This window comes from Psychrobacter sp. ENNN9_III, assembly GCF_001462175.1.
Taxonomy (GTDB): Bacteria; Pseudomonadota; Gammaproteobacteria; order Pseudomonadales; family Moraxellaceae; genus Psychrobacter.
The window spans coordinates 1-10,475 of sequence record NZ_LNUO01000086.1; the positions used below are offsets into that span (position 1 = coordinate 1).

Here is a 10,475-nt window from a genome sequence, read left to right on the forward strand (position 1 = left end):
GGCATCAAAATTCTTAACACAGCCATTATAAGCTATTTCGCTATGCGGTATATGTATTGAATAAAATTATGCCTTTTGTGGATCGTATTGCTTTTCTTTGATAAATAAAGTCGGAATAAGACCACATAAGAAGTATGCGCCTGCCATAAGTAATAAACCTGCACCGATAGAATTTTGCATGGCCATATAACCGATGGCAACAGGTGCAATAACTGAGCCAAGGCGTCCAATGTTGAACGCACCACCAATAGCAGTCCCGCGAATAGCAGTAGGAAAGCTTTCCGTTAAGTAAGTGGCATTGATCGCATAAGGGATACCATATAGGAAACCAAAGGCTATCATCAACCAACCGATATTGTCTGGAGTATGCATATAGACCAATACTGGAATAAATAGGGCGGTGCCCATGGTGCCAAAAGCGAATACTATCTTGCGACCGATTCTATCAGCTACTATACCTGCCACTAATTTAGCAAACATCATGGTCAAATAAGTACCCGCCATATATAGAGCCATCTCCTTAAATTTGATACCCAGCTCAGTCTCTAGATAAGAAGGAAGCCAGTTACTTACACCAAAATAACCAAAGAGTAGTAAACCTGAACTCATGGACCATAAAATGAACATAATGCGATGTTTGGGATTTTCAAAAATTGCTTTGTAAGGGTTTTCTGGTTTTTGGAGCGAGTTTTTTGCGCCACTGAGTTTCAGTGCCCGTGCCTCTTTCCAAGAATTTGGTTCAGGTATAAGAAAGTACATCGCTACTGCGAGAATAATAGGTAGAAACGTTAAGAGATATAAGGTGCGCCAACCATAGCTGGGAATAATCCAGGCAGAGACGCTAGTGATCACTAAAGACCCTAACGTGAAACCTGTCATCAACATCGCAAGCACAGTCGTTCGATGTTGGGTAGGTACCATTTCAGACATCAAAGTATTGGTCGCGATATATAGACTACCAAGACCCAAACAAGCGGTGAACCGTAATGCTATAAACTGCTCATAGCTCTGCACAAATCCACTAAAACCAGATAATAAGGAGAAAAGCGCTGTCGCAAACACGATAACACGCACTCGGCCAAAGCGATCACAAGCCCAACCACCAAAAAATCCACCGATTGCCATGCCGAATAATGACCAACTGCCTAAAGCACCAGCTTGTACGTTGGTCAATCCGAATTCTAGCTTTAGGCTTGAAAGCGTAAAGGCGAGAATACCAATATCAGCGCCATCACATAATAAAACTAAAAAACAAAAAACGAATGCCAATTTCCAAGGTTGTTTTTGTACAGTATCTAAGCCTGGCTTTGAAGTTATAGCAGCACTTTTCACAATATATATCCTTATTGTTGTGATAATAGAAGACTACAGTTAAGGGTAGGGTTTGGTGGTATTAGCATCCTAGCAAACACCTCAATACTCTAATAACGTACATACTTATTAATCAGCGAATAAATATTACTTACTCGCTAGCTTCTTTAATCATGTTGCGGGCAATGATAATTTGCTGAATTTGAGTAGTGCCTTCATACAAACGATATAAGCGCACATCACGATAAAAACGCTCAATGCCATAATCCGCAATATAGCCCGCACCGCCATGAATTTGCACGGCTCTATCAGCCACGCGGCCGCACATCTCGGTGGCAAACATCTTGGCACATGATGATTCGGTCACGACATCTTTACCTTCATCGCGCAGACGTGAGGCATCTAGTACCATAGATTTGGCCGCATAAATCTCAGCTTTTGAATCAGCAAGCATCGCTTGAATCAGCTGAAAATTGGCGATCGGTTGGCCGAACTGTTTACGATCAACGGCATAACGTAGTGCATCATCTAGCATCCGAGTTGCAGCTCCAGTACTGGCTGCAGCGATATGTAGTCGACCTTTGTCAAGTACTTTCATTGCGGTTTTGAAACCAACACCTTCCACGCCCCCAATTAACGCATCAGCAGGCACCACACAATTATCAAAGATAACATCACAAGTATGCGCGCCTTTTTGGCCCATTTTTTTATCAATTTTACCTAGCGTAATACCAGGAGTATCACTCTCAACGATAAATGCTGAGATGCCACCAGCACGTTTATTTTGTGGATCAGTACGTGCCATCACAGTAAATATACCGGCTTCAGGAGCATTGGTAATATAGCGCTTAGTACCGTTAAGCACGTAAGTATCACCATCTCTAATAGCCGTGGTTCTCAAAGATGCAGCATCTGAGCCTGACTCTGGTTCGGTCAAACAAAATGAGCCGATAATCTCACCGCTGGCAAGCCTAGGTAGGTATTTTTGTTTTTGCTCTTCGGTACCATCAATGACTAAACCAGATGAGCCAATACCATTATTTGTCCCTATTAGTGAGCGAAACGCAGGGGAGGTGCGACCCATCTCAAATGCCACGATGACTTCTTCCTCCATAGTCAGGCCAAGTCCACCATAAGCTTCAGGGATAGTAAGACCAAACAGCCCTAATTCACGCATCTGACTAATAATGTCTTCTGGCAGGCGATCGTTCTCTGCTACCCAATCTTCTTTTGGAATCAGCTGATTGTTCACAAATTGACGGACCGTTTGTACGATGTGGTCGAGGACTTCCTTATCTCTGATCATATGATTTTCCTTATTGAGGTATAGATTGATAGCGGCTTTAGACTGCCTTGAATAAATAGCATAGTTGATAGTTTATTAAATTACAATACTTTTGGTTTAAATAACCGCTATGCGGTATATAGAAATTAGTTTTCTTCTCAATAGATAGAAAATTACTTAATTTAAGTAGATTTTATACTTCACAAAGGAAAATAAACAGTATATATTAGTCCTAAATATCGCTATGCGGTATTAATTTTTATAATTATCAATGTATTTCAAAAATTGCGGTATTTTATTTAACGACACTATTTAAAGGACAGCATCATGGAAGAGCCAATCATTATTTGTGAAACGTTAGAGAATGGTGTCAGTCTGATAACACTCAATCGTCCCAAAGTTCGTAACGCTTTAAATGCTGAACTACGTGAAAAAATGGCAAGTATTTTTATTCAATTAAACGATGACCCACAAACCAAGGCTATCGTACTAACTGGTGGCGAAAAAGTATTCGCAGCGGGTGCTGATATCAATGATTTCTTAACGGCAAAAACGGTTGATGTGTATCTACGTCGTAGTGAGCAATATTGGGATGCTATAACTAATTGTCGTAAGCCTATTATCGTAGCGGTCAATGGCTATGCGCTTGGCGGCGGCTGTGAGCTTGCTATGCACGCTGACATTATTGTCGCGGGCACATCTGCTAAGTTTGGCCAACCAGAAATAAAAATCGGATTAATGCCTGGAGCAGGGGGCACGCAGCGGCTGTTTCGCTTGCTTGGTAAACATAAAGCCATGAAGCTGATATTAACAGGTGACATGATAAGCGCTACCGAGGCGGATCAAATGGGGCTGGTCTCTGAAGTGGTCGAAGATGAGGCGACTATCAAGCGTGCTATTGAGATTGCTGAACAACTAGCGGGTTATTCACCGATTGCTTTAGAACAAATCAAAGAAGTTGCCAATCTTGGCGTTGACATGCCATTACAAGGTGCATTGGCTTTGGAGCGTAAAGCCTTTCAAATTCTATTTGATACCGAAGATCAAAAAGAAGGGGCGAAAGCCTTTTTGGAAAAGCGTGACGCAAACTATAAAGGGCAATAGCTTGTCAAAGCATAGACTTCTCAAAGCATAAAGAAGAACAGCAAATATACTTTGAAAACGAGATCATTCAACAAGACCCTATAAAGCAACAAGAGCTCATAAAGTAACGAGACCATATAAAGGATTATTATGACTGTTAAATCATTGGCCATTATCGGCACCGGTATCATGGGCATGGGTATTGCGCAAATCGCAGCGCAAGCGGGCATTCAAGTGCTGTTATTTGATGCTAAAGCGGGCGCCGCCGAACAAGGACGCCAATCCCTAAAAGCCACACTCGAAAAACTTGCGGCCAAAGGTAAATTTACTGATGAGCAGCTGCAATCTACCTTGTCCAATCTGACCGTGATTGAAGATATAGCCAACATTGCTGAGGTAGATGTCGTTATTGAAGCGATTATTGAGAATTTGGAGATAAAAAAACAGCTTTTTAAACAACTAGAAAGCATTGTTCCTGCTGAAACCATATTGGCAACCAATACCTCATCGCTCGCGGTAACCGCGATTGCCTCTGATTGTCAGCACCCAGAGCGCGTGGCAGGATTTCATTTCTTTAATCCCGTGCCACTAATGAAAATCGTTGAAGTGATTCCGGGACTCTCTACCGACCATCGTGTTGTAGAGACGCTTACGGATTTAGCCAAACGCATGGGTCATTTAGGGGTGGTGGCAAAAGATACCCCAGGCTTTATTGTCAATCATGGCGGCAGAGCTTATGGCACAGAAGCTTTAAAAATATTAGGCGAGGGGATCGCTAGCTTCGAGGACATCGATCGTATTTTACGTGAAGGCGCTGGCTTTCGGATGGGGCCATTTGAGCTGCTAGATCTCACTGGTATCGATGTGTCGCATCCAGTAATGGAGTCAATTTATAATCAATACTACTTTGAGCCCCGCTATCGTCCGCATCCGTTGACTCGTCAAATGCTAATAGGAAAAAAGCTTGGTCGTAAAGTTGGTGAGGGCTTTTATCATTACACAGAAAATAAAAAACAAGACGCTCAAAAAGCGACATCAAATACGAATCAACAATCATCTTATAAGACAGATTCCGATACCTCAAACATCTCGGTTTGGATTGGCGCAGATTTAGCAGAAGATAAAAAACAGCTGGTTGATTATCTAAACGCTAATGACATCACTATTGATAAAAACGACGAACCACAATCTGACAGCTTAATATTGCTCGCCATTTACGGCGAGGATACCACTAACGCTGCTATTCGCTATCAAGTGAACCCTCAACAAGCGGTCGCCATTGATATGCTGACTGACTTATCCAAGCATCGTACTCTCATGCCAAGTATCGTTACAGAGGATAAATTTGTGGCGCAAGCTTATGCTCTATTCGCTAGCAGTAATAAGTTTGCCAAGAGCTTAAATGATCACTCGGATGAGGGCTCAACTACTGCTGTCGATGCCACGCTAATTGCCGAAAGCACGGGCTTTGTAGCGCAGCGAGTGGTGGCTATGGTCATTAACTTAGGTTGTGATATTGCGATGCAAGGTATTGCCATACCAGAAGATATCGACAATGCCGTCAAGCTTGGATTGGGCTATCCGTATGGTCCTATCTCTTGGGGCGATGAGCTTGGTGCCGAGCGTATTTTACTTATCTTAGAGCGTATCTATGGATTAACAGGTGACCCGCGCTATCGTCCTAGCCCATGGTTGCAGCGCCGCGCCAAGCTAGGCATCTCATTATTTACTCAACAGAACAATTGCCAATGCTAGATTGCTGATGCTAAGAGCTAGACCAATTTAATAAACGCTATATTTTAATAATGCAAACTCTTAAAACACAACCAAAACACAACAAGGAAACGTTATGTTAGACGCCTATATTTATAATGGATTAAGAAGCCCTTTTGGTCGTCACGTTGGTGCTTTAGCGTTGTGCTTTAGCCACCGTACGTCCTGATGATTTGATTGCTACGGTGATTAAAGATTTAGTTAAAAAGCATCAATTACCTGATGATATTTTTGATGAAGTGTTGCTGGGTAGTGCCAACCAGGCGGGTGAGGATTCACGCAATATTGCTCGCAACGCTACTTTACTAGCAGGACTTGATGTAAAAACGCCAGCTCAGACCGTCAATCGTCTGTGTGCCTCGGGATTATCCACCGTTGTTGATGCTGCTCGCAGTATTACCTGCAATGAAGGAGATATCATTTTGGCAGGCGGGGTGGAATCCATGACTCGTGCGCCCTTCGTATTTGCCAAGACCGAAAAACCTTTTAGTCGCGACTTTAAAGTATTTGACACCACTATTGGTACTCGCTTTCCCAATCCTCAGCTCATTAAAGAGTTTGGCGGCGATAGCATGCCGCAAACAGGCGATAACGTTGCTCATGAATATGGTATTAGCCGTGAAGAAGCGGACAAATTTGCTGCTAGCTCGCAAGCTAAATATGAAGCTGCCAGACAAGCCGGATTCTTCGATGAAGAGATTACTCCTATTACCGTCACTCAAGGCAGAAAACTGCCGGATAAAGTAGTAGCAGAAGATGAGCATCCCCGTCCCAGCTCTACTGTGGAAGCACTGCAAAAACTGAAACCTTTAAATGAAAATGGCGTAGTTACCGCAGGGAACGCATCGGGCATTAACGATGGGGCGGCTGCGCTAATTATTGGCTCAAAGCAAGCAGAAGAAAAGTTAGGCTTTAAGCCTATCGCCAAGATTATCTCATCTGGCGCTATGGGTGTTGAGCCAAATATTATGGGCGTAGGCCCTGTTGAGGCCATTAAACTGGCATTGAAACGCGCCAATCTGACCCTTGATGATATGTCCATCATCGAGATTAATGAGGCATTTGCCTCGCAGGTACTCGGCTGTCTAAAAGGTTTAGAGATTGACTTTGATGACCAGCGCGTCAACCCCAATGGCGGGGCGATTGCGGTCGGGCATCCGCTGGGTGCCTCAGGCGCAAGACTTGCGTTGAGTACGGCGCGCGAGCTACAGCGTACGGGTGGACAATACGCGGTAGTCAGTTTGTGCATTGGTATCGGGCAAGGGCTTGCCATGGTGATTGAACGAGTTTAACTCTTTCTATAGTCAATCCACTATAAAAGAGTGACAGCGTTAACCTCGTTTGAAGTATTACCTATACATCTGTACTCGGTTGCCTTGCCCCTCTTTTAAATTGAATCAACTATATGACCACGCCATACTCTTTTATTATCAAGGACGACAATAATGACAACCATACTCAACCAACATGAGGACTACCAACAAGCCGAAGAAGCGTATGGTTTTCCTTTGATTATTAAGCAGCTGCTAAACCGTGCAAAGATTGCTTCTACTCAGCAAACCATTAGTTATGCCGATAAGGTCACTTTTACCTATGCTGAATTTTTTAAGCGAGTTAATCGCTTGGCAAATGTACTTAAAAACATGGGATTGCAAGCGGGCGATGTAGTAGCGGTCATGGATTGGGACAGTCATCGTTACCTTGAAGCGTATTTTGCCGTGCCCATGTCTGGCATGATTTTGCAAACGGTAAATGTACGCTTGGCTGAAGATAAAGTGCTCTATACCATCAATCATGCTAAGCCTAAAGCCTTGTTATTAAATGCTGAATTTGAGCCCATGGCTAAAAACTATCGTTATTAAATGCTGAATTTGAGCCCATGGCTAAAAACTATCGTCATGAAGCCCCTTCTATTGAGAAAATTATTTGGCTCGATGATGCTGGTTTCGATGTTGCTAATTTTGATGGTACTAAATATGGTGAAGATAATATAAAAAACTAAGCAAGCTGACATGCCAGATTATGTCGAAGGTGAGTATGAAGCCATGCTAGCCGCGGCTAGTGATGCGTTTGATTTTCCAGATTTCGATGAAAATACCATCGCTACCACATTTTATACCAGTGGCACGACGGGAGACCCAAAAGGCGTCTTTTTTACCCACAGGCAAATCGTATTACAGACGCTATCGAGTACCCTAGCATCTGCACTCAGTGCCGAAGGTCAAGGCGCTCGCTACAATGATGTCTACATGCCGATGACGCCATTATTCCATGTGCATGCTTGGTGTTGGCCGTATGGGGCAACCATGATAGGGCTCAAACAAGTGTATCCTGGGCGATATGTCTCCAAAGTATTGGTCGACTTGATTGAACATCATAAGGTGACCCTCTCACATGGTGTCCCAACCATTTTACAGATGTTAATTAAAGAGATGGCAACACGAGGACGCAAGTTTAACGGCCTTAAGTTATCAGTAGGGGGTTCCAAATTAAACGAAGGCCTGGCTGAAGCTGCTCTTGAAAGCGGTATCGAGTTTATCTCAGGGTTTGGGATGTCAGAGTCCTGTCCTGTCCTTGCCAGAATGGCATTCGGTGATCAGACAAATGCGATGACAAAGACAGAAGAGATCAATTATCGTTGTCTTTCTGGCTCACCGATTATGCTGGTATCGATGGAGATTTGGGACGAGAATGGCAAAGCCCTACCAATGGATGGTGAGTCGACAGGGGAGCTGGTTGTGCGAGCGCCTTGGCTGACCCAAAGTTATTTTAAGAATGCCGATGCTGGCAATGAGTTATGGCGCGGCGGTTGGATGCATACCCAAGACATTGCTTGTATTTCACCTGATGGCACGCTAAAGATTACCGATAGACTCAAAGACGTCGTTAAGTCTGGCGGCGAATGGATATCCTCGCTTGAAGTCGAAAATATTTTATCCTTTCATCCGAGCGTTGCTGAAGTGGCCATAATCGGAGTAGCGGATGAAAGATGGGGGTGAACGTCCTTTGGCATTAGTAGTCTTAAAACCTGAGCATGCCGATACCAAAGCGGAAGATATTTTAGCGATAGGTCATCAAGCGGTTGAAAAAGGCTATTTACCAAAGTATGGCGTGCCAAGTGAAATAAAATTCTTAACAGAAATGCCAAAAACCAGTGTGGGTAAGCTCGATAAGAAAAAGATGCGCATGATGTACACAGAAAAATTGATTTAACCCATAGCGATAATTGCAAAAAAATCATTTGAGCTTACTGATAATTTTAATGTTTGTTACTAATACCTGTGTTCATTGGCATAACTAGAAGAGAGAACTATGAAGGCTGTAGCGATATTACCAGAGATACAAGAGACGCTGAATAAAGATAAACACCATCCCATGCATGGTTTTGCGGTTATTTATTCTCAGCAAGTAGAGTGGGGCGATATGGATTCTTTTGGTCATGTCAATAATGTGGTCTATTACACTTATGCCCAAAACGCTCGCATTCACTATAACACTCAATTAAAACTATTCAATGAAAAGACTTTCTCCGTCATGGCAGCCTCATCCTGTCAATATTTCAAGCCAGTGACTTATCCCGACACCTTATGGATTGGGGTTCGAGTCAAGAAAATCGGCAATGCCAGCGTGATTCATGAATATACCTATTATAGTACGGCTATGAATACTATCGTCGCGAGCGGTGAGTCAGTGCTGGTATATCTTGATAAAGATACTGGACAAAAGAAAAACATCGATGAGACCAAAAAAGCCGCGATTACTGCTTTTGAAAGTCTTAACTAAATTAGGAGACAATTTTTCTATAAGGAGATAGTGCTGGTATTTACAGGGTTAAAAATACGGTAGCAGCAGAGATTTAAAGGGATTTAAATTAATTTAAGTGAATTTTAAAACAACACAAGGAATGTGTAGGTCATGCTTTATATCAAAAAGTTGTCTTTTGGTTTGGCTGTCTTGGGGGTATGCGTACAGGCACAAGCGATAGAGCTTGTCACCAACGGCGATACTACTTTAAGTATCGGTGGTTATGTTAAAGCGGAAGGTATATTTTATTCTCCAGATGAAGGGGAGTCTGAGTTTAAAGGAAGTGGACGACAATCTCGGATTAATCTTAAAACCACAAAGAACATAGAGGATAAAAAATTAACGGGTTTTATTGAAGGGGACTTTTATGGCAACGCTGCAAATGGCGGTTCAGACTTACGGCTTCGCCATGCTTATGCTCAAATCGATGATTTGACCGTAGGTAAGACATGGAATGGTCAATTCTTAGCGGTCTACCCACTTTTGACTGAGCAGCTTGACTTTCGAGGTACAGGTTTGGGCACTATCTCTGGTGGGGGCGCTTATATTCGTCCAGATTTGACGGTGCATTATACTCATAAAGGGTTTCGTTTTACAGCGCAAGAACCTGTTGATGACGAAGCTGATTTGCCGGATATGGTTGTTAGCTACAAAGATAATATATCTGATCTTAGCTATAACTTGGCGGTTACGGCTCGTGAGGCCAAAAATGGAGAAGACTCTGATATAGGTGTAGGTGTCTCTTTGGCTGGCAAGTTAAATTTGGGTAATGATTCACTACATGCGAGCGTCTATAATGGTAAAGGGATGGGCGCCTATTCCACCGTATGTGTTGGAAGAGTCCTTGGATCGACTGACAATGTAGATTGTGATGCCGAAGACGGTAAGCTTGTATCACAAACTGGCTTCACAGTAGGGTATAGGCATAAATTTACAGAAAAACTGATGAGCAACATGCGTTATGGTGAGATTAATGTAGATGATGCGGTAGATACCTCTGTGAATGTAAAAAGCATTAACCTTGTCTATGAGTATTTTCCAGATTTAGATATTGGTGTTGAGTGGAGAGACAGAAGCGATAGGACCACTTTAGAAGTAAGAAAAGGTCAGCAAGTTGAAATAATGGCCAAATATGAGTTTTAAGCTAATATGTTCTTATTGAACATTCAATAAAAAACCCCTTCAAGTCTAATAGATTTGAAGGGCAGAAGGGGGCCCG

General features: G+C 42.8%; 6 protein-coding genes and 2 pseudogenes. 6 read left to right on the forward strand and 2 right to left on the reverse strand.

What is annotated here, in order from left to right:
* Positions 1–66: 66 nt before the first annotated feature.
* Both PENNN9_RS05500 and PENNN9_RS05505 read right to left on the reverse strand, forming a co-directional pair.
* A complete protein-coding gene (locus PENNN9_RS05500) occupies positions 67–1,332 on the reverse strand; it encodes an MFS transporter (RefSeq protein ID WP_058368719.1) in 1,266 nt (421 codons plus the stop codon).
* Between the two features lie 130 nt (positions 1,333–1,462).
* Positions 1,463–2,617 carry an acyl-CoA dehydrogenase family protein gene (locus PENNN9_RS05505; protein ID WP_058368720.1) on the reverse strand — a complete coding sequence of 385 codons (1,155 nt, stop codon included), beginning with the start codon at positions 2,615–2,617 and terminating at the stop codon, positions 1,463–1,465.
* Positions 2,618–2,923: 306 nt separating this feature from the next.
* Between PENNN9_RS05505 and PENNN9_RS05510 the strand changes: the two genes are divergently transcribed.
* The 6 genes and pseudogenes from PENNN9_RS05510 to PENNN9_RS05535 all read left to right on the forward strand — a co-directional run bounded on the left by PENNN9_RS05510 (position 2,924) and on the right by PENNN9_RS05535 (position 10,399).
* Complete coding sequence (locus tag PENNN9_RS05510; RefSeq protein WP_058368721.1) at positions 2,924–3,700, forward strand: enoyl-CoA hydratase; 777 nt, start codon at positions 2,924–2,926, stop codon at positions 3,698–3,700.
* 123 nt (positions 3,701–3,823) lie between these two features.
* Complete coding sequence (locus PENNN9_RS05515) at positions 3,824–5,434, forward strand: 3-hydroxyacyl-CoA dehydrogenase (protein ID WP_143505652.1); 1,611 nt, start codon at positions 3,824–3,826, stop codon at positions 5,432–5,434.
* Between the two features lie 94 nt (positions 5,435–5,528).
* Positions 5,529–6,744, forward strand: a pseudogene (locus PENNN9_RS05520) (3-oxoadipyl-CoA thiolase).
* A 153-nt stretch (positions 6,745–6,897) separates the two neighbouring features.
* A pseudogene (locus PENNN9_RS13630) lies at positions 6,898–8,665 on the forward strand (fatty acid--CoA ligase).
* A gap of 99 nt (positions 8,666–8,764) precedes the next feature.
* A complete protein-coding gene (locus PENNN9_RS05530; protein WP_058368723.1) occupies positions 8,765–9,235 on the forward strand; it encodes an acyl-CoA thioesterase in 471 nt (156 codons plus the stop codon).
* 132 nt (positions 9,236–9,367) lie between these two features.
* On the forward strand, positions 9,368–10,399 hold the full coding sequence (locus tag PENNN9_RS05535) for a hypothetical protein (RefSeq protein WP_058368724.1): 1,032 nt from the start codon (positions 9,368–9,370) through the stop codon (positions 10,397–10,399).
* Positions 10,400–10,475: the final 76 nt, after the last annotated feature.